Origin of the sequence: Aliiroseovarius halocynthiae (assembly GCF_007004645.1) — a bacterium.
GTDB classification, from domain to species: domain Bacteria; phylum Pseudomonadota; class Alphaproteobacteria; order Rhodobacterales; family Rhodobacteraceae; genus Aliiroseovarius; species Aliiroseovarius halocynthiae.
Window position 1 is genome coordinate 42,611 of sequence record NZ_ML660023.1, and the last position, 19,850, is coordinate 62,460.

Genomic DNA, 19,850 nt, shown 5'->3' on the forward strand with positions numbered 1-19,850 from the left:
GCTTACCTGCGCCGGAAACACGCCACTTGCTCGGTATGAGTCGACCAGCGGAACTGGTCCACGACTTGAATCCAGTCCATTTCGAACCCTGCATCAAGTAAAATCTTCGCGTCCCGTGCAAAACTGACCGCGTTGCACGACACCATCGCCACCACAGATAGAACTGACGCCGCGATCTGTTCAACCTGAGCTTCGGCACCAGCCCGTGGCGGGTCGATAACGGCTGCGTCGAAACGGTTCAGGTCTTCTGCATAAAGCGGATTGCGGAAAAGATCGCGCGTTTCGGTCGTCACGTCGCGCAATCCTTGCGCGTGACGCCAGCCAGTATCCAGCACACTCAGCATGCCATCGACGCCTTCAACCGCATGAACAGCTGCATTTTCCGCCAACGGCAACGTGAACGTGCCACATCCGGCGAATAAATCGACGATGCGCTCCGATCCCCCGACGGCTTCGCGCACAGCGGCCAGCAGGGCAGCCTCGCCCTCGCGGGTGGCCTGCAAAAATGCACCGGGCGGAGGTGTTACAGCCGCGGGACCAAAGGTTTGCGTCGGAGGTGTTTCCATCGCGATCACCTCGCCATCCCACGACAGACGCGCAAAGCCAAATCGGTGCACCGCCTGCCCAAGCTGCGCCTGAAGCGAGGGATCCAGCGGTTTGCCACCGGTCACCGACACATCCAGCCCCACGTCCGAAACAGTCGCATTGATCGCCAGCTCGCCTTTGCGCGACCCGCCCAGCGCGGTCAGCTCTCCCAGTGCAGGTAGGGCTTGCAGGATTGCAGGGTCGATCAGATGACAATCGCTCACATCGGTAATCGCGCCGGACCGGCGGCCATGAAAGCCCACAATCGGCGTCTTCTTCCCGCGTTTTGCCGACAAAACGGCGCGCCGGCGCGACCGGGTGGGCGAGGTATGGATCGGTCGAAAATCAGTCTCTATTCCATGGGAAATCAGCGCATTTCGTACGATCCCGGTTTTCCAATCCGCGACGAAATCATCCGAGGCATGCATCAACGCACAGCCCCCGCAGCTGTTATAATGTGCGCAGACAGGCTTGACCCGATCGGACGAGGGCGTGACGATCTTCGGCGCTTCAATCCGGTCACCCACGACGTCACCACGCACGACTTCCCCGGGCAGAGTGCGGGCGGCAAAGATCGGCCCATCGGCGATGCCATCGCCCAGATGCCCCAGCCGAGTGATTGTGTGTGTCTGATCGCTCATGTCAGCAACTCCTCGCGGGTCAGGGTAAAGTCCGAAGCGATCCAGCGTGCTTCAAGTTCGCGCAGCCGCGCACCCAGCGCGGGGCCGGTCAGGTCTGGCAAAAGGTCGGCGGGCTTGATCGGGAACGTCGCGGCCGCACCCGTCGCAATCGCATCGTCCACATCAGCCGGCAGGGGTGTTTCAAACAAGGCCGCACGCAATAGCGCGATATTGCGCGCGTCATCTGCGCCCAGACGATAGGCCAGTTCGCCCGGATTGACGGCAGATCCCATGCCGTCGCGCAGATCTTCCAACCGCTTTGCCTGTTTCTTCGACAGACGCAGAGCCGTCGGCACGTCCTGCCCACCCAAAAGCGCCAGACGTCGCAGCGGATCGGCTGGAAAAACGCCCTCAAGATGCACAAGAAGCGCCAGTTTTGACGCATCCGCACCGGGCAGGATCTGCGCCAGAACGCCAGATTGCGCCATCGCCGCCATGGCTGGCGCCGGGTCAGGCGCAGACAGGATTTTCAGCATCTCTGTGCCGATACGCTCTTTCGAAAGCGTCTCTAATCCAGCCAAATTCGATGCACAGGCCGCAAGCCCGTCGGGATCGATTCCCGCCGCAACATTCCCGTACCATGCATGAAAACGGAAAAACCTAAGCGTGCGCAGATAATCCTCGCGGATCCGCTCGCCCGCGTCATCGATGAACCGCACGCGGCGCGCATCCAGATCCGGCAGCCCACCTAATGGGTCCAAAACCCGACCCGACGAGGCGGCATACAGGGCGTTCATCGTGAAATCACGGCGCCTTGCGTCATCCTCGATCCGATCCGAGAACGCCACAACTGCGCGGCGCCCATCGGTTTGGACGTCTTTACGGAAGGTGGTAATTTCGTAAGGTTCGTGGTCGATGACGATCGTCACGGTGCCATGGTCGATCCCTGTGGGAAGCACGCGCAGCCCGGCATCCTCGGCCAGTTCCATCACGCGGGCCGGAAGCGCGTCACTGCACATATCCAGATCCGATATCGCAACACCCAGCAGATCGTTGCGCACACATCCGCCCACGAAATAGACCTGATACCCCGCATCCGTCAGCAACGCGCAAACCTGTTGCGCACCGGGATCGTTGATCCATTCGCCCCGCACGCTGGTCATTGCTCCAGCCTTTCGGCAAGTCCGCGCAGCATCCGCGCGGTCGCGCCCCAGATGTAATAGGGGCCAAGAGGCACAGTGTCATACCAGCGCATCTGGCCCTGCCAATACCGCCCTTGTTTGCTGAATTTCGCAAGGTTAGAGACATGTTTAAAGGGAACGCGAAACGCTTCTTCGACCTCGCCGGGGTCGACCGTGGGCGTGAATTCTTCACGGATCAGCCCCAGAACTGGCGTCACTGTAAAGCCCGTCACCGTCTCATGTTCGGGAAGCTGGCCCAGCAGCTCGACCTGATTGGGATGCAGACCGATTTCTTCATACGCTTCGCGCAGGGCGGTAGCGCGGATATCAGCATCCGCATCGTCACGTTTTCCGCCCGGAAAGGCAATCTGACCCGGGTGGTGTTTCAGCGCGGACGAGCGTTGAGTCAGCACCAAATCCAGCCCTTTCGGCGTCTCGATAAAGGGCATCAAGACGCCCGCAGGACGCAGTTTGCGCCCGGCAAGAGGTTTCACGCCGGGCGTCAGGTCAAAATCCGAGCTGCCCGGCCCTGACTGGGACAAAGCCGCCCGAAGCTGCGCAATTTGCTTAGGCGCTGTCACCATCCGCACCCTTCGCATCCTTGCCAACCGTGGCCGGATCAAGATCGTAATGCGCGCCGCAGAACTGACAATCCGCAGTTATGCGGCCGTCATCATTGGTCATGTGGCCAATGTCACGCTCGGAATAGATCGACAGGCTTTCGCGCACGCGCTCTTCCGAACAAGGGCAGCCAAAGCTGACAGGCTGCGGATCATACACACGCGGCGCTTCTTCGTGGAACAGACGCACCAGCAAATCGGTCGGTTGCACCGAAGGGCCAACCAGCTCCAACTCTTCCACCGAATCCAACAAGATGTTGGCACGGTTCCAGTTTTCAGCGTCGTCTTCGGTCAGCAGATCGCCCGGAGCCAGAAGGCCGCCTTCGCCCGAGCCACCTTCGCCGGTCACTTCGGGTGAGGCTTTGGGCATGTGTTGCAACATCACTCCGCCCGCGCGCCAACCTTCCTGCCCGCCAGCCCAGACCGATTTCCCAAAGGTCAGATGGAAACGGGTCGGCAGCTGTTCGGATTGCGCAAAATAGGCTTGCGCACAGTCGGACAACGAGTTCCCAGCAATTGGCGTCATCCCCTTATAGGGTTGCTGGCCTTCGTTTTGCTGGATCAAGATTGCAAAAATACCCTTGCCGATCTGCGGAAAGCTGGGTCCGGTGGGGTCCAGCCGCTCGTCATCAAAGCTGGCATAGGCACGGATTTCGGCGGGCTCGCCCGCCACTTTCGGCGCATAATAATCAGTGGCAATCAAACGTGCCGGACCATCGCCGCGAATTTGCAGCGACAGTTTCCAGTTTTGCTTAATCGTCTGCCCGATCATCGCGGTCAGCATAGCGGCTTCGGCCACCAGCGCTTCGATTGCAGGCGGGTAGTTGTGTTGGGACAGGATCGTGTCTAGCGTTCCATCCAGGCGCAAAAGGCGGCCGCGGATGTCGCTATTGTCCAGTTGGAATGGCAGAATCGTGTCATCCCAGGCGATTTGAGATCCAAGGGTCATGGGGCTTTCCTATCGGCGTTCAGCTTGGCATACCGCGTCTATATGGTGGCAGCAACCGAATGGAAAAGGGATGATGCGAAGATTTGGAGCGCCAAAGCAGCGAAATCAGCGCTATATTCCGCGTCCGGGCGCCTATGCGATCCTTGCAACGGGGCAAGATGTGCTGATCACCCATCAAGGCGGAGCCTTTGACGAATATCAGCTTCCAGGTGGTGGGATCGACATGGGCGAAAGCCCGATTGCGGCCCTTCATCGCGAGGTGATGGAAGAAACCGGCTGGTCAATCCGCAATCCGGTTCGGCTTGGCGCGTATCGACGTTTCACCTTCATGCCTGAATATGATCTGTGGGCCGAAAAGATTTGCCACATCTTTGCGGCGATCCCGGTACGCAAGGTCTGCCCACCGCTAGAGCCCGATCACTCGGCAATCTGGAGTGATGCGCGCACGGCGTCAAAGATCCTGCACAGCGCAGGCGACCGGCATTTCGTTCAGACCTATGTTCGAGACTTATAGGTCAGCATCACGCAGGACAGATCATCGCCGAAATCTTGGCCGCCCGCGAACCGATCCAAATCCCAAACCATTGCATCAAACAGCATTTCATTTGTCAGCCCGCTGTTCTTTTCCAAGATCTCTCCAAACCCATGTTCTTCAATCTGTTTTCCACCAACGTCTTCGCATTCAGTGAAGCCGTCGGAATAGAAGATCAGCCGCTCGCCGGGTTGGAGCTTCACGGTTTGACGTTCGAACTCGGCCGCCGAAATCAGCCCGATCGGCATCCCGCCTTCGCCGATAAACTGGGTGCGACCGGATTGGTCCAGAATGACTGCGCTTGGGTGACCACATTGCGTGAATTCAACCTGGCCAGTGTTCATATCAAGATAGCCAAACAGCATGGTAAAATAGTGCTCGGACAGCATATCTTTGGTCAGCAACGTGTTCAGCTGGGCAGCGACCATTTCCGGTGGTTGGCGGCGGTGATCTCCATCCGCGCGTTCAATCAAGGCAATGTTGTGCGTTGGCGATCCTTCCGACAGGTACGACGCCAGACGCGCCGTCAACAAGGCGGACGCAATCCCGTGGCCCGACACATCAATTGAATAGAATGCAATATGGTCTTTTCCGGCATCAAAGAATCCAACCAGATCCCCGCCAACATGACCGCATGGTTTCAGCATCAATGACACCTCGGCCCGGCCCCAGTCGCGGAAGGATTCACGCACCAAAGACTGCTGCATTTTCCGCGCTTCGACCAAATCGCGGTCTAGCGAATCATATAGCGTTTTCAGCTCGGAAAGCGCGGACGTCACCAGCCGGTTAGTTTCTTGAAGCTCTCGCTCCATCGACAGGATGCGGCCCCCGGCAGCGATCCGTGCACGCAATTCGTCGGGGTTAAATGGCTTGGATAGAAAATCATCCGCACCAACATCCAACCCGCGCGCCACGGCGTCCTTGTCAGAATTTGAGGTCAGCAGAATGAAGTAAACATATCCACTTGCCTTCCGCGCCCGAATGGCTTGGCACAATTCTAACCCATCCATGCCCGGCATCATCCAGTCACTTAGGATTAGGTCAAAATCTTGCGCAGCAAACACTTGCAACGCTTCAATCCCAGAACCCGCTTCAGCCACGTGATAACCCTGACGCGCCAAGGTTTTGGACATCAGACTGCGTTGTGCGCGGCTGTCATCCACCACCAGAATCCGCTGAATAGAATCAGGTCTGACCGCGTCCTCTTGCGTTGGCTCGACGCTGATCGTTCCTGCGTTATATGGTCTTGCAACACCCAATTTGACCTCGAAACTGTGTTTTCAAACTTCGTTCCGACCCATCCTTAAGGCAGCCAATTTAACAGGCCTTTAAAGTTAAAATTCAACATTATCTGTACTGATAACAGTATTTTAACGTGTTTCAGTGATTGTTGCCCGAGCTAGGTAGGAGGCATTCATGATCGACTGGGGTCGCGTCAATGAGCTGAAGAATGAAATTGGCGAAGATGATTTTGGGGAAATTGCCGAGATCTTTCTTGAGGAAGTGGACGAGGTGATTGCGCGCCTGAAATCCAACCCCGATCCCTCGCAGTTCGAACACGATATGCATCTGTTGAAGGGATCTGCTTCAAATCTTGGCTTTCAAAGCCTATCTGAAATCTGCGATCAAAACGAAAGAACCGCAGCCAGCGGGCAAGGCAGCCAAATCCAGCTGGACCCGGTGTTTACAATCTACGACCAATCCAAGGTCGAATTTCTGGCAAAGCTTTAGACGACGAATTCAGCAATTGTGTCGTCATCGGTGATGTCCGAGAACGCAAATCCGTGCTCATCCAACCGTTTTTCAAGCAGGTCGAAGTTCTCGGGGCGGTTTGTTTCAATGCCCAAAAGAACGGACCCAAAGTTACGCGCACTTTTCTTCATGTATTCAAACCGGGCAATATTGTCGTCCGGCCCTAGGATCTGAAGGAAGTCTTTCAGCGCGCCAGGGCGCTGAGGCAGGCGCAGCAGGAAGTATTTCTTCAAGCCCGCGAACCGCTGCGCGCGCTCTTTCACATCAGGCAAACGTTCAAAATCAAAATTTCCGCCCGAGGTCACACAGATCACGGTTTTCCCGCGAATATCGTCCTGAAGGTCTTTCAAAACGTCGATGGACAGGGCGCCAGCAGGCTCTAACACAACACCTTCCACGTTCAGCATATCCAAAATCGTCAGGCAAATCCGATCTTCAGGAACGGATAATACGTAGGCCGGATTGATATCCTTCAGCACGTCGAAAGTCATCGCCCCGATCCGCGCCACCGCAGCGCCGTCAACGAAATTGTCCACATGGGCCAGCGTGACCGGCTGTCCGGCACCAAGGGCTGCTTGCAAGCTGGCTCCGCCGACCGGCTCTACATATCGCAACGCTGTTTCCGGGGCAGTTTCACCCAGATATTTTGTGATACCAGCTGACAGACCGCCGCCACCGACAGGCAAAACAACAAAATCCGGCGCGCACCCAAGCTGCGATACGATCTCGGCCGCGACACTAGCCTGTCCTTCGATCACATCTGCGTCGTCGAAGGGCGACAGAAAGTGCCCCCCTTCGGCTTCGCAATATTCCTGCGCCGCCTTCAAAGTGTCATCGAAATAGTCTCCGACCAGCCGGATTTCGATACTATCCCCGCCGAAAATGCGTGTTTTTTCGATCTTCTGTTGGGGTGTCGTGACGGGCATAAAGATCACGCCGCGCACGCCAAAATGACGGCTGGTATAGGCCACACCTTGCGCGTGGTTGCCCGCAGATGCGCAGACAAACAGATCGCGCGATGGGTCCGCCGCCAAGGCCTTGCCCATCGCATTCAGCGCGCCACGAATTTTATAGCTGCGCACAGGACTGAGATCTTCGCGCTTCAGCCAAATGTCAGCCCCATACAGTGCTGACAGGTGATCATTGCGTTGAAGTGGCGTCGCGGGGAAAAGCGCCCGCATCTGCTGTTCGGCCACGCGGGCCCGTTTCAGGAAATCGCTCATGCGCTATGTCTGACCCAAAGCGCATGAGCTTGGCAAGGCAGATTTCGTCAGGCGACCAGTTCGCGGCCTTCGATGTAGTACCCGTATAGTGTCGTCATGATGCTGACCTGGAAGATCATCAGGAACCAAGTAAGCAGCAAATATGCGGGGACAACGATAACGAACGCCGCGACACCAACAACCGCCATCAACAGAGAAACGATAATGCCCACAACAAGCATCACCGCAAACATAAGCAGCAGATAGACGACAATCGGCCAGCTTGAACCCCGCGTTGCATTCCATGCCTGCGCAAGGCTTAGCCGCTGCGAAACGGCGCGAGAAACGAGGCAAGTGGACAGACGGGTGAGAACGATCACAGCGGCAATAATCGTCGCGAAGCCACTGATTACGAATACAATAATCAAGCCTGCACCCGCGGTACCTCCACCTTCCAACCCGGTCGCGGCAAGGGCAGCCACCGCAATGAATGGTAGGAGGATAGCAAAGTAGATCACCATCATCAGAAGTAGCCACAAAATATAACCAAGGATCTCACGCCCATTGAAATTGGGAATCCAACCGCCCGGATCCTCTTCCAGCAAGACATAGCGGTGCCACGCGACCGCAACCCATGCGCCAAGAACCATGGTCACAAGCCCCGGCAGGTAAGAAATGACAAGGAAAGGAACGGTTCCAAGGCGATAAGAAAGCTGCGGATTGAATACGGTCCAAAAGGTAATCGCTGCCTGAAAAGCAAGCGAAAGTACGAACAAAACCAACGAGATCCGCATAGCAACACCGAAGTTACGCTCGATCATGCCGTAGGCATGTTTAAACAATTCAGTTCCGGTCATAATGGCCTCCGTTAACAATGTTTTCGCTTGAAAATCACAGATCTGACACGCGCGCAACTTTAAGTGGCTTACCCCTGCGCCACGCAAAGCTTGCCCCGCCTTTAAATAAAGGATAATCGGCCCGTAACCGCGCCGTTTTTCGTCGTGTGACACTCTGTGAAAGGGAAACTGATGATTTCGTCCAACACCGCGCCGCAGGCTGCGCCGAAGAAAGTTGTTCTGGCTTATTCGGGTGGCCTTGATACTTCGATCATTCTGAAATGGCTGCAGACCGAATATGACTGCGAGGTGATCACCTTCACCGCCGATCTTGGTCAGGGCGAGGAACTGGAGCCGGCGCGTGCAAAGGCCGAAATGCTGGGCATCAAGCCCGAAAACATCCATATCGAAGACCTGCGCGAAGAATTCGTGCGCGATTATGTCTTCCCGATGTTCCGCGCCAATGCGCAATACGAGGGCCTGTATCTTCTAGGCACCTCAATCGCGCGTCCGCTGATTTCGAAACGTCTGGTCGAGATTGCGGCGCAGCACGGTGCCGATGCGGTGTCCCACGGTGCAACCGGCAAAGGCAACGATCAGGTCCGTTTCGAGCTGGCCGCTTACGCGCTGAACCCTGAAATCGTTGTGATCGCGCCTTGGCGTGAATGGGATCTGGGCTCGCGGACCAAGCTGCTGGAATTCGCCGAGCAGAACCAAATCCCGATTGCCAAGGACAAACGTGGCGAGGCCCCGTTCTCGGTTGATGCGAACCTACTGCACACCTCGTCCGAGGGCAAAGTGCTGGAAGATCCGGCGGAAGACGCACCGGATTACGTCTATCAGCGCAGCGTCCACCCGGAAGATGCACCGGATACGCCTGAATATATCGAGATCGAGTTTGAAAAAGGCGATCCCGTTGCGATCAACGGCGAAAAGATGTCGCCCGCAACCATTCTGACCGAACTGAACGAATACGGCCGTAAGCACGGCATTGGCCGTCTGGATCTGGTGGAAGGTCGCTATGTCGGTATGAAATCGCGTGGGATCTACGAGACTCCCGGCGGCACCATCCTGCTGGACGCCCACCGTGGCATCGAGTCGATCACTATGGACCGCGGCGCGATGCATCTGAAAGACGAGCTGATGCCGAAATATGCCGAGCTGATCTATAACGGCTATTGGTTCTCGCCCGAGCGTGAAATGCTGCAAGCCGCCATCGACCTCAGCCAAGAGCACGTCACCGGTACCGTCCGCATGAAGCTGTACAAAGGTCTGGCCCGCGTGGTTGGTCGTTGGTCGGATCACTCGCTGTACTCGGAAGAGCATGTGACCTTTGAAGAGGACATGGGGGCCTATGACCAGACCGACGCCGCTGGCTTCATCCAATTGAACGCACTGCGTCTGAAGCTGATCGCGATGCGAAACAAGCGCGTTAAGTAAGTCGCCACGTCACTGTGGACCGAATTCAAACGCCCCCGTATCACGCGGGGGCGTTTTTCATGAAAGGATCACCATGCCCCTGACGCCCATCGTAGAAAAGATCGAACGCGGCCTGACCAAAGTGTCGTTCGACGAAAGCCTAAAGTTGGATTGCGGCGAGGATGGCGTGATTGTTCTGCAAGATGGCGCCCTGTCGCGCGAAGACGCGGACACGGACTGCACGATTTCAATGTCTCGCAGCAATCTGGAGAAGCTGATGAAGGGCGATCTGAACCCGATGACCGCTTTCATGATGGGTAAAATCAAAGTGTCAGGCGATGTATCCGTGGCGATGCGCCTTGGGCAGCTTCTTAAGGGCTAGATAGGCTCTAACCTGCCAGAAAACGATCCACCTCGTCGCGTGACGGGATGGCATCAGCCGTGCCGAACCGGGTTACTTTGATCGCAGATGCAGCTGCGCCCAGCCGCATTGCATGTTCCGGCGTCATGCCCTGATCCAACCCGGCGGCAACATAGCCGATAAAGCAATCCCCTGCGCCCGTGGTGTCAACGGGCGTCACAGGGAAAGCAGAAACCTGCGCGGTTTCGACGCCGCTTTCAATCCAGACCGCACCCTCGGACCCTTTGGTGATCAGCACCACCGGCAGGTTCAGATCTGCGATGGTTTTGCCCAGCGCATCGGTTAGTTGCTGAGCCTCAACCTGATTCAGCACCAGCATATCTGTATGGGGCAGCATGGCTTTTGCATCCGCAGCCACGAAGGGTGCTGCGGAATAGATCACACGCATCCCACGCGCCCGCGCCACTTTCGCCGCCTCGACAATCATGTTGGTTTCGTTTTGCAAGATCAGCGTGTCTGTCGGAGTGCCATGCGCCAAAGCCGCATCAATCTGATCCACCGTCAAAGCATGATTTGCGCCGGAATAGAGAATGATTTGGTTCTCACCACTTGGATCCACAACGATATTTGCGTGGCCTGTTGCGACCGTTCGGGATGCGACTTGAGTGGTATCTACACCAGCGCCTTTTAGGGTATCCAAACACCACTGCCCGTCTGGTCCGACGGCACCGATTTGAACCACATCCGCCCCGGCGCGGGCTGCGGCAACGGATTGATTGGCCCCCTTTCCACCCAACCCAACCGCGTGTTCCTGCGCGGTCAGCGTCTCGCCCGGCGCGGGCATATGCGGTACGCGATAGAAATTGTCGATATTGATAGATCCGAGATTGAATAGGGTCACGGGCGCCTCCTTGCTGGGATACGTTAGCGTCCTTGCCCGTAGGTGCAAGTCATGCGTAACGTCGGGGGGGGAACTGTCCGGTTCTATTCACCTTCCGGGGTCGAAAATTTTATTGTATTCCATTGTATACAGTATATACGGGCAACAAATACGCTCATCAGCATGGAGAAAACGACCATGACCAAGATCCAAGCCACTCTGATCCCCGGCGATGGGATTGGCCCCGAAATCACCGAGGCCGTCACCGCCATTCTTGATAAAATGGGCAGCCCCTTTGAATGGGATGTACAGCAGGCCGGCATGTCGGCCTTCGATGCAGAAGGAACCCCCCTGCCCGAGGCGACGCTGGACAGCATCCGCCGCACCAAACTGGCACTGAAAGGTCCGCTGACCACGCCCGTTGGCGGCGGCTTCAAGTCAATCAACCTTCAACTACGTCAGGCGTTTAACCTGTATGCCAACGTCCGTCCGACCAAGACGATCAAGCTGGATGGACGTTATGACAACGTCGATATGGTGATCTTCCGCGAGAATCTGGAAGGGTATTACATCTCGGATGAAGGCTATATCGAGCATAATGGCGACCCCGAGGGCAAGGTGTTCTCGACCGGGTATAACACCAAAGAAGGCGCCCAGCGCATTACCCGTGCTGCGTTCGAATATGCGGTGGCGAACGGGCGCAAAAAGGTCTCGATCGTGCACAAGGCGAACATCCTGAAGCTGCTGTCTGGCATGTTTCTGGAAGAGGCGCGCAAGGTTGCCCAAGAATATGAAGGCCGCGTCGAGTTTGACGAGCGTATCGTTGACGCCTGCGCGATGCAGATGGTGATGTACCCGGATGCGTTCGACGTGATCGTCACCACGAACCTGTTTGGCGACATCCTGTCCGACCTGGCTGCTGGTTTGATCGGCGGTCTGGGCCTTGCCCCGGGTGCCAATATTGGCGAGAACGCCGCGATCTTCGAAGCCGTCCACGGGTCGGCCCCTGACATCGCAGGCCAGCAAAAAGCCAACCCGTGCGCCTTCCTGATGGCCGCAGGCCTGATGCTGGAACATGTGGGCAAATCCGACGACGCCCAACGCCTGAAAAAGGCCGTAGTAGAGACTGTTCAGGCCAAAGACCGTGTCACCCCGGATCTGGGCGGCACCGGCAACACCATGTCGATTGCCGAAGCGATTATGGATCGTCTGTAAGGGTTTGATCCGCCGCAAAGACGTCTGACGCAATTCGTGCGAGCCTTCGCGAACGGAGGCTCGCATGACCAATTTGATCACCATCACCAACGACACCGTCGAAAAACACGGCTTCTTCTGCAAGATGTCGGCGCGGAAAACCTTAGCCTGGAGGCGGAAACGCGCTTGGCTGGCAGACCGTTTTCAGGAAGGTCTGCAGATGCGGCTTTTGGATGATGGCGAACGTGGCTTTATCGAATTTATGCCCGGACGCCATGCATGGCGCGGTATCGAAAACGCAGCCAATTTTATGATCATTCACTGCCTTTGGGTGGTCGGAAAAAGTAAAGGCAAAGGCCACGCCAAAGCCTTGCTGAACGACGCCGAATCCTATGCGCGCGCGCATGGTTTTCAAGGCATCGCCGCGCTGACAAGTTCAGGAAACTGGATCGTCGATCGCCATATACTTGAGGCACGTGGATATGCAGAGGTTGACACCCCCGCGCCCGGATACGCGCTGATGGCATTGCCATTTGAACATGATGTTTCGATGCCTCGGCTTGTCGGGAAATGGGACGAGAAAGCCAAAGCTTTAGGGGACGGCCTTACCGTTCTGCATTCAGCGCAGTGCCCGTATCTTGAAGATGCAACCCAACACGCAAAAGACGCCGCTGCCGAGGCTGGGATCCCTTTCAATGTCTCTGAAATCGCCAGCGCGCAGGACCTTCGGGATCGTGTTCCAAACCCTTACGGAGTGTTTTCAATGGTCCTGAACGGGCAGCAAATTGCATCTCACTATCTGTTGAAAAAGCAGATCATGCCATTGCTAGCGCAATCTTGACTGAAATCGGCACATCTGACCCCCAACTCCCTTTTTTTTCGTGCCGTACTTGTGTATGGGAAAGGGGAAATCCCACCTTTCGCCGTTCGGGGTGTCGACCCGTAGGCGAAGTTTTCCGCGAAAAAAGAGGTGTTCTAAAATGACCGATAAATCGCAAGCAGACATACTGTATACAATTGTAGACGAAGCGCCCGAGCTGGCCTCGGCCTCGTTCCTGCCGATCATCCGCAAGTTCGTTTCCGCCGCAGGAATCACCGTTGGCACGCCGGACATTTCGCTGGCCGGCCGCATCATCGCGACCTTCCCAGAAAACCTGACCGACGATCAGCGTCAGTCAGACGATCTGGCTGCTTTGGGCGAGCTGGTGAAGACGCCGGATGCGAACGTGATCAAACTGCCGAACATCTCGGCCTCGGTGCCTCAGCTGGTTGCCGCCATCGAAGAGCTTCAGGCGCAGGGTTATGACCTGCCCAGCTACCCGGAAGATCCCCAGACCGACGTCGAAAAAGCCATCCGTGCCCGTTATGACGCCATCAAAGGCTCGGCCGTGAACCCTGTTCTGCGCGAAGGTAACTCGGACCGTCGTTCGGCCCGCGCCGTGAAAAACTTCGCCCAGAACAACCCGCATTCGATGGGTGCTTGGGATGCGTCCTCGAAAACCAAAGTGTCGTCCATGCCGGGCAACGACTTCTACGCAAACGAGGTTTCGGCCACCATCACCGCTGCTCAGGCCGGTGACGCGAAGATCGAATTTGTTGGCAAAGACGGCGCAACCACCGTTCTGAAAGACGGCTGGCCGCTGGAAGAAGGCACCATCGCGGATGCGACCTTCATGTCGGCAAAAGCCTTGGGGTCCTTCCTGGCAGACGCCATCGACGACACCAAAACAGACGGCACCATGTTCTCGCTTCACATGAAGGCGACCATGATGAAAGTGTCGGACCCGATCATCTTCGGCCACGCTGTGAAAGCATGGTTGGGTCCGGTGTGGGACAAGCACGGTGACGCGATTGCCGCCGCCGGAGGTTCGCCGAACTCGGGTCTGGGTGACATTCTGGCCGCCATCGACAGCATGGGCAATGCCGCCGAGATCAAGGCCGAGATTGCCGCGCTGGACCGTCCATCGATGTACATGGTCGATTCAGACAAAGGCATCACCAACCTGCACGTGCCTTCAGACGTGATCATCGACGCATCGATGCCCGCCGTGATCCGCGCGGGCGGCAAAGGCTGGGACGAAGCTGGCGCGAAAGGTGACACCAACTGCGTGATCCCTGACCGCTGCTATGCCACCGTCTATGACGAAACCATCAACTTCTTCAAAGCCAATGGTGCGCTGGACGTGACCACCGCGGGTTCGGTCGCAAACGTTGGCCTGATGGCGCAGAAAGCGGAAGAGTACGGCTCGCACCCGACCACTTTTGAAGCCCCTGCAAACGGCACCATCCGTGTCGTGACTGCAAATGGCGACACGCTGCACGCGCATGAAGTCGAGGCCGGTGACATCTGGCGTTCGTGCACTGTCAAGAAGGCTCCGATCGAGAACTGGATCGAGCTGGCCATGGACCGTCAGCGCCTGACCGGTTCGGAAGCCATCTTCTGGCTGGACGCAAACCGCGCCCACGATGCCGAGCTGATCAAATACGTGACGCCCGCACTGGAAGCTGCCGGCAAAGCCGACCTGTTCCAGATCATGGCCCCGCGTGAAGCAACCGCCCAGTCTCTGAAAACCATCACGGCTGGCAACGATAGCATCGCGATCACCGGCAACGTGCTGCGTGACTATCTGACCGACCTGTTCCCGATCCTTGAGCTGGGCACCTCGGCCAAGATGCTGTCGATCGTGAAGCTGATGAAAGGTGGCGGTCTGTTTGAAACCGGCGCTGGTGGTTCGGCGCCTAAGCACGTGCAGCAGCTGGTTGAAGAAAACCACCTGCGTTGGGATTCGATGGGCGAGTTCTGTGCGCTGGGTGAAAGCCTGAACTTCCTGGCGGACGTCAAAGGCAACGCCAAAGCTGGTGTTCTGGGTGCCGCTGCCGAAGCTGCGACCCAAGGCATTCTGGACAACAACAACTCGCCTTCGCGTAAAGTTGGTCAGCCGGATAACCGCGACAGCCATTATTGGTTTGCACGCTACTGGGCCGACGCTTTGGCCGCGCAGTCGGATGACGCTGACTTGGCTGCCGAGTTCGCTCCGGTTGCGAAGGCTCTGGCCGAAGGCGAAGAGGCCATCTTGGCCGAGCTCGCCGCAGCCCAAGGTCCAGCAGCCGACATCGGTGGCTATTTCCGCCCCTCGGTCGAGCTGAAAGCCAAAGTGATGCGCCCCTCGGCCACGCTGAACGCAATCATCGACTGATACGTCTCTAAATCACCTGAAAACCCCGTCCTTGTGGCGGGGTTTTCTGTTTTATCAGTCCTGCGTTACAACGCCAGATTGGTGCAAAACCCTGTGTTCTGGGAACCAAATGCCGCTGGGGTGCGTGTCATACACGCGGGTTATGAAATCAGGTGAAACACCCTGCCCCAACATGAACTCGCGGTCCCGCAGCTGCTCGGCCTCGATGTCGAACCCAGGCAATCGCTGCGCGCCTTCCAGCATGTAGCTGTGAAATCCCAGCCGCGCATCGGGTCCAAGCTGTCGCTGCGATCCTGCAATGAAAACAAGCGTGCAGGCCGAGCTACAGGTGGCGTCCACGTGGGTGTCGAGGCCATGAGAGGTGATCAGCTTGGCCAGCCCGCGCGCCTCGAACACATTGCCGCCTTTACTGTCTAATGTGATGCTTGTCGGAAGCGGCGCTTGCGCCAACTCTCGGCGCATTGCCTTGGTTACCCCCAACACAATCTGCCCTTGGAACAGCAGATTCCCATCAGATTGTCGCTTAAACTGATACTCGGCCTGCCGTTCCCGCGCCTTACGTTCGGCAAAGCTGGGCCCGTCATCTACCGGACGCGTCGCAAGGCCCAAGGCCCACCACTGCGACACCACCACGAATACCGCGATCACCAAGGCGATCATCCCGACCCATGTCGGCAACATGGACCCGGTATCGCGTATGCGTGCTTCTGCCGCACGGAAATAGCCGACACCTTGCCATAGCAGGCACAATGCATCAGCGCCAACCAATACGGCGGCCACCCACAAAGCGATCGGCGCATCCCGCAAGACCAGCAAAGTAATTGCATAAACGGCCAGCCGAACCGCAACCCCGTTGACCCAGAAACTTTGCCAAAGCGGGTGCTTTCCGCGCAGATGGTCCAGAGCATATCCCATAGGCCAGCCTAGGGTCGCTCAATCCAGCAAGTCAAACCCTGTCAAACCGGCCCCTGTCATGCGGGCGGGTGTAATCCAGCGCGGGACCTTTCGGCACCACGCGCGTCGGATTGATCGTTTCGTGCGAATAGTAGTAGTGCGACTTGATGTGCTCCATGTTCACCGTCTCAGCCACACCGGGATGTTGATACAGCTCGCGCAGATAGTTCGAGATATTCGGGTAATCCTCGATCCGTTTTAGGTTCGTTTTGAAGTGACCGTGATAAACCGCGTCGAACCGGATCAACGTTGTGAACAGGCGCCAGTCTGCTTCGGTCAGTTGATTGCCGACCAGAAAGCGGCTTTCTGACAGGATACCTTCGACCCGACCCAGCGCAGCAAAAAGCACGTCGAATGCTTGTTCATACGCCTCTTGCGTGGTGGCAAATCCGCAGCGATAGACACCATTATTGATGTTTTGATAGATGTTGTCGTTGATCGCGTCGATCTGGTCCCGCAGCGCTTCCGAATAGAAATCCAGCGTATTTCCAGTCAGGCCGTTAAAGGCGGAATTGAACATCCGGATGATTTCGGAGCTTTCGTTGCTGGCAATCCGCCCCTGCACTTTGTCCCACAAAACAGGAACCGTCACGCGCCCCGAATAGTCGGCTTTGTCAGTCGTATAGATCTGGTGCATGAAACTGTGCCCAAACAGCGGATCGGGATCGGCGGGATCGAACTCCCACCCATTCGACAGCATATGAGGATGCACGGCGGTCACGCCGATCAGATCTTCCAGCCCTTTCAGCTTGCGAAAAATCAGGGTGCGATGTGCCCAAGGGCAGGCAAGGGAGACATAAAGGTGATATCGTCCTGCTTCGGCCTTGAACCCACTATCACCAGTCGGACCCGCCAATCCATCCGCCGTGACCCAATTGCGAAAGCGCGCATCTTCGCGTTTGAATTTTCCGCCGGTTTTCTTGGTGTCGTACCAAACGTCATGCCAAACGCCATCCACAAGCTGACCCATCGGTGCCTCCTATCTTCTGTTACGAAGATAGCATTCGAATTGCTTTGCACAATTCAGCGCGATGCGCGTCGGGTCTGTTCACACCCGCACAGAACGAAAACAGCCCGAAGCAACTGCTCCGGGCCGAATGCGTCTCTATTTCAGCTAAATCAGCGTTTACCCAGTCGGGTCGCAGCCAGCATTGCCATGTTCAGAATATCGTTCGACGTCGAGTTGGTCGAACAGATCTGGATCGGCTGGTCGATGCCGGACAGGATCGGACCGATCACCGTGGCGCCTGCCAATTCCTGCATCATCTTGACCGAGATCGACGCCGAGTGACGCGCGGGTACCACCAGAATATTGGCCGGACCAGACAGGCGGCAGAACGGGTACTGCGCCATAACGTCAGCATTCAGCGCCACGTCTGCAGTCATTTCGCCTTCGAATTCGAAGTCCACGCCACGTGCTTCCAAAATCGCCGGCGCTTCGTGCAGTTTCGAGGCACGTTCTGACACCGGATAGCCGAAGGTCGAGAAACTGACGAAAGCCACACGCGGCTCAAGCCCAAGTCCGCGAGCAACAGCCGCAGCACGTTCGGCGATATTTGCCAGATCTTCGGTCTCGGGCCATTCATGCACCAATGTATCCGCCATCAGCACGATGCGGCCTTTGTGCAGCACGGCGGTCACACCCACGGCACCATCGGCAGCGGTGGCGTCAAACACATGGTTGATCCGGTCCAACACATAGGCAGATTTCCGGGTCGCGCCGGTGATCAGGCCGTCACCATGCCCATGCGCCAGCATCAATGATGCAAACACGTGGCGATCACGTGCGGCAAGACGGTGGATGTCATGGTGGTCAAATCCCTGACGCTGAAGGCGCTCGTACAGGAAGTCTTTATAGGCGTCCAAATGCTCGGTGTTGGCAGCATTCACAACACGCAGTTCACGCACCGCATCGCCCAATCCATCCGCAGCCAGTTTGGCCTTCACATCGTCTTCCCGCCCAATAACAAGCGCCCGGCCATAGCCGTTGCGTTGATACTGAACCGCAGCACGCAGCACTTGCGAGTTGTCGCCTTCGGCAAAGATCATCGTTGCCTGGTTCTTACGCGCCCGCGCCGTGATCCCGCGCAGGATCGAGGCCGTCGGATCCATCCGTGCCTTCAGGCTTTGTTCGTACCCATCCATGTCGATAATCGGACGGCGCGCAACACCCGTGTCCATCCCCGCCTTGGCAACCGCTGGCGGGATTACATAGATCAAACGCGGATCAAACGGCGTCGGGATGATATAGTCGCGACCAAAGGTCAGCTTCTTGCCATAGGCCATGGCAACCTCGTCCGGCACGTCTTCGCGGGCGAGCTCGGCCAGTGCCTGCGCACAAGCGATCTTCATCTCGTCATTGATGGCGCGTGCGTTGATGTCCAGCGCACCGCGGAACAGATACGGGAAGCCCAGCACATTGTTCACTTGGTTCGGGTAATCCGAACGCCCGGTCGCAACGATCGCGTCATTGCGCACTTCGTGGGCTTCTTCCGGCGTGATTTCCGGATCGGGGTTGGCCATAGCGAAGATGACCGGGTTATCCGCCATCGAGGCAACCATATCCTGGGTCACGGCGCCCTTGACCGACACGCCAAGGAACACGTCTGCGCCATCCATTGCTTCTTCCAAGGTACGCAGTTCGGTGTTGGCGGCGTGGGCCGACTTCCACTGGTTCATACCTTCGGTACGACCCTGATAGATCACACCCTTGGTGTCACAGACGATGCAATTGTCATGTTGCGCGCCCATTGACTTGATCAACTCGATACAGGCAATGCCCGCAGCGCCCGCGCCGTTCAGAACGATGCGACAATCTTCGATCTTTTTGCCAGACAGATGCAGAGCGTTCAGCAGTCCAGCCGCGCAAATCACCGCGGTCCCGTGCTGGTCGTCATGAAAGACCGGGATGTCCATTTCTTCCTTCAGGCGCTGCTCGATGATGAAACATTCGGGCGCTTTAATGTCTTCCAGATTGATGCCGCCAAAGGTCGGGCCCATCAGTTTGACCGCGTTAATGAAGGCCTCGGGGTCTTCGGTGTCCAGCTCGATATCGATCGAGTTAACGTCCGCAAAGCGCTTGAACAGAACGGCCTTGCCTTCCATCACCGGCTTCGAGGCCAGCGCACCCAGATTGCCCAGACCCAGAACCGCCGTCCCGTTCGAAATCACAGCCACAAGGTTACCCTTGTTGGTATAGTCATACGCCGTCTGTGGATTCTCAGCGATCGCCTCACAGGGAACCGCAACACCCGGAGAATAGGCCAAAGACAGGTCGCGCTGCGTGGTCATCGGGACCGACGGCGTGACCTCGAACTTGCCCGGCGTGGGGTCAATATGGAAGGCAAGTGCCTCTTCATTTGTGATCTTGGCTTTGGGCATGGTTCGGGCCTTTGTCATCTTCTGTCGAAGTCAAACCCTTACAGGGGGAAAATCCGGGCCTCAACCGGTATTATGCTATTAATCTGTCTTCACTTGGGCTTTTTGGGTAATTCTTGGAAATTATGTTTGATTGTTAGCGCAATAATCGGAACTTCATTCTGTCACCGCATTCACACGTGCCATTCCT

At 56.9% G+C, this 19,850-nt stretch carries 18 protein-coding genes; 7 read left to right on the plus strand and 11 right to left on the minus strand.

The window, feature by feature from the left end:
* Window positions 1–2: 2 nt before the first annotated feature.
* From FIL88_RS12615 to hslO, 4 genes are read right to left on the minus strand one after another with little or no spacing between them, the layout of a single operon-like run.
* Window positions 3–1,226, minus strand: a complete 1,224-nt coding sequence (locus FIL88_RS12615) for a class I SAM-dependent RNA methyltransferase (protein ID WP_142854236.1) — start codon at window positions 1,224–1,226, stop codon at window positions 3–5.
* Complete coding sequence (locus FIL88_RS12620) at window positions 1,223–2,368, minus strand: CCA tRNA nucleotidyltransferase (protein WP_142854237.1); 1,146 nt, start codon at window positions 2,366–2,368, stop codon at window positions 1,223–1,225. Before FIL88_RS12620 ends, FIL88_RS12615 begins: the two co-directional genes overlap by 4 nt.
* A complete protein-coding gene (locus FIL88_RS12625) occupies window positions 2,365–2,970 on the minus strand; it encodes a CoA pyrophosphatase (RefSeq protein WP_142854238.1) in 606 nt (201 codons plus the stop codon). The genes FIL88_RS12620 and FIL88_RS12625 overlap by 4 nt, the downstream gene beginning before the upstream one ends.
* Entirely contained in the window at window positions 2,954–3,955 is a 1,002-nt protein-coding gene (hslO, locus tag FIL88_RS12630; protein ID WP_142854239.1) for an Hsp33 family molecular chaperone HslO, read from the minus strand. The genes FIL88_RS12625 and hslO overlap by 17 nt, the downstream gene beginning before the upstream one ends.
* A gap of 70 nt (window positions 3,956–4,025) precedes the next feature.
* Between hslO and FIL88_RS12635 the strand changes: the two genes are divergently transcribed.
* Window positions 4,026–4,469 (plus strand): NUDIX hydrolase, encoded by a 444-nt coding sequence (locus FIL88_RS12635; protein WP_142854240.1) that lies wholly within the window; start codon window positions 4,026–4,028, stop codon window positions 4,467–4,469.
* Here the strand turns inward: FIL88_RS12635 and FIL88_RS12640 are convergent.
* Window positions 4,451–5,650 (minus strand): PP2C family protein-serine/threonine phosphatase, encoded by a 1,200-nt coding sequence (locus FIL88_RS12640; protein ID WP_246066718.1) that lies wholly within the window; start codon window positions 5,648–5,650, stop codon window positions 4,451–4,453. The genes FIL88_RS12635 and FIL88_RS12640 overlap by 19 nt on opposite strands.
* 253 nt (window positions 5,651–5,903) lie before the next feature.
* On the opposite strand from FIL88_RS12640, the gene FIL88_RS12645 reads away from it, so the two are divergent.
* Window positions 5,904–6,218, plus strand: coding sequence for an Hpt domain-containing protein (locus FIL88_RS12645; protein ID WP_142854241.1), 315 nt, complete (start codon window positions 5,904–5,906; stop codon window positions 6,216–6,218).
* On the opposite strand, the gene ilvA is transcribed toward FIL88_RS12645, so the two are convergent.
* Together ilvA and FIL88_RS12655 are read right to left on the minus strand one after the other, a co-directional pair.
* The gene (gene ilvA, locus FIL88_RS12650; protein ID WP_142854242.1) at window positions 6,215–7,462 is read right to left on the minus strand and encodes a threonine ammonia-lyase IlvA; all 1,248 of its coding nucleotides are present in this window, start codon (window positions 7,460–7,462) and stop codon (window positions 6,215–6,217) included. The two genes, FIL88_RS12645 and ilvA, sit on opposite strands and share 4 nt — an antisense overlap.
* A 47-nt stretch (window positions 7,463–7,509) precedes the next feature.
* Window positions 7,510–8,298, minus strand: a complete 789-nt coding sequence (locus FIL88_RS12655; protein ID WP_142854243.1) for a hypothetical protein — start codon at window positions 8,296–8,298, stop codon at window positions 7,510–7,512.
* 171 nt (window positions 8,299–8,469) lie between these two features.
* Between FIL88_RS12655 and FIL88_RS12660 the strand changes: the two genes are divergently transcribed.
* A complete protein-coding gene (locus FIL88_RS12660) occupies window positions 8,470–9,717 on the plus strand; it encodes an argininosuccinate synthase (protein WP_142854244.1) in 1,248 nt (415 codons plus the stop codon).
* A 73-nt stretch (window positions 9,718–9,790) separates the two neighbouring features.
* Window positions 9,791–10,078 carry an SCP2 sterol-binding domain-containing protein gene (locus tag FIL88_RS12665; RefSeq protein WP_142854245.1) on the plus strand — a complete coding sequence of 96 codons (288 nt, stop codon included), beginning with the start codon at window positions 9,791–9,793 and terminating at the stop codon, window positions 10,076–10,078.
* 7 nt (window positions 10,079–10,085) lie between these two features.
* On the opposite strand, the gene FIL88_RS12670 is transcribed toward FIL88_RS12665, so the two are convergent.
* Complete coding sequence (locus tag FIL88_RS12670) at window positions 10,086–10,958, minus strand: ribokinase (protein WP_142854246.1); 873 nt, start codon at window positions 10,956–10,958, stop codon at window positions 10,086–10,088.
* Between the two features lie 177 nt (window positions 10,959–11,135).
* On the opposite strand from FIL88_RS12670, the gene FIL88_RS12675 reads away from it, so the two are divergent.
* The 3 genes from FIL88_RS12675 to FIL88_RS12685 all read left to right on the plus strand — a co-directional run bounded on the left by FIL88_RS12675 (window position 11,136) and on the right by FIL88_RS12685 (window position 15,328).
* Entirely contained in the window at window positions 11,136–12,152 is a 1,017-nt protein-coding gene (locus tag FIL88_RS12675) for an isocitrate/isopropylmalate dehydrogenase family protein (protein ID WP_221931155.1), read from the plus strand.
* Window positions 12,153–12,216: 64 nt separating this feature from the next.
* Window positions 12,217–12,972 carry a GNAT family N-acetyltransferase gene (locus FIL88_RS12680; protein WP_142854247.1) on the plus strand — a complete coding sequence of 252 codons (756 nt, stop codon included), beginning with the start codon at window positions 12,217–12,219 and terminating at the stop codon, window positions 12,970–12,972.
* 139 nt (window positions 12,973–13,111) lie between these two features.
* On the plus strand, window positions 13,112–15,328 hold the full coding sequence (locus tag FIL88_RS12685) for an NADP-dependent isocitrate dehydrogenase (protein WP_142854248.1): 2,217 nt from the start codon (window positions 13,112–13,114) through the stop codon (window positions 15,326–15,328).
* Window positions 15,329–15,382: 54 nt separating this feature from the next.
* Here FIL88_RS12685 and FIL88_RS12690 read toward each other — a convergent pair whose 3' ends face one another.
* The 3 genes from FIL88_RS12690 to FIL88_RS12700 form a co-directional block, all read right to left on the minus strand.
* Window positions 15,383–16,243 carry a COG3904 family protein gene (locus tag FIL88_RS12690; RefSeq protein ID WP_142854249.1) on the minus strand — a complete coding sequence of 287 codons (861 nt, stop codon included), beginning with the start codon at window positions 16,241–16,243 and terminating at the stop codon, window positions 15,383–15,385.
* A gap of 31 nt (window positions 16,244–16,274) precedes the next feature.
* Window positions 16,275–17,252, minus strand: a complete 978-nt coding sequence (locus FIL88_RS12695) for a glutathione S-transferase family protein (RefSeq protein ID WP_142854250.1) — start codon at window positions 17,250–17,252, stop codon at window positions 16,275–16,277.
* A gap of 149 nt (window positions 17,253–17,401) precedes the next feature.
* Window positions 17,402–19,663, minus strand: coding sequence for an NADP-dependent malic enzyme (locus tag FIL88_RS12700; RefSeq protein ID WP_142854350.1), 2,262 nt, complete (start codon window positions 19,661–19,663; stop codon window positions 17,402–17,404).
* Window positions 19,664–19,850: the final 187 nt, after the last annotated feature.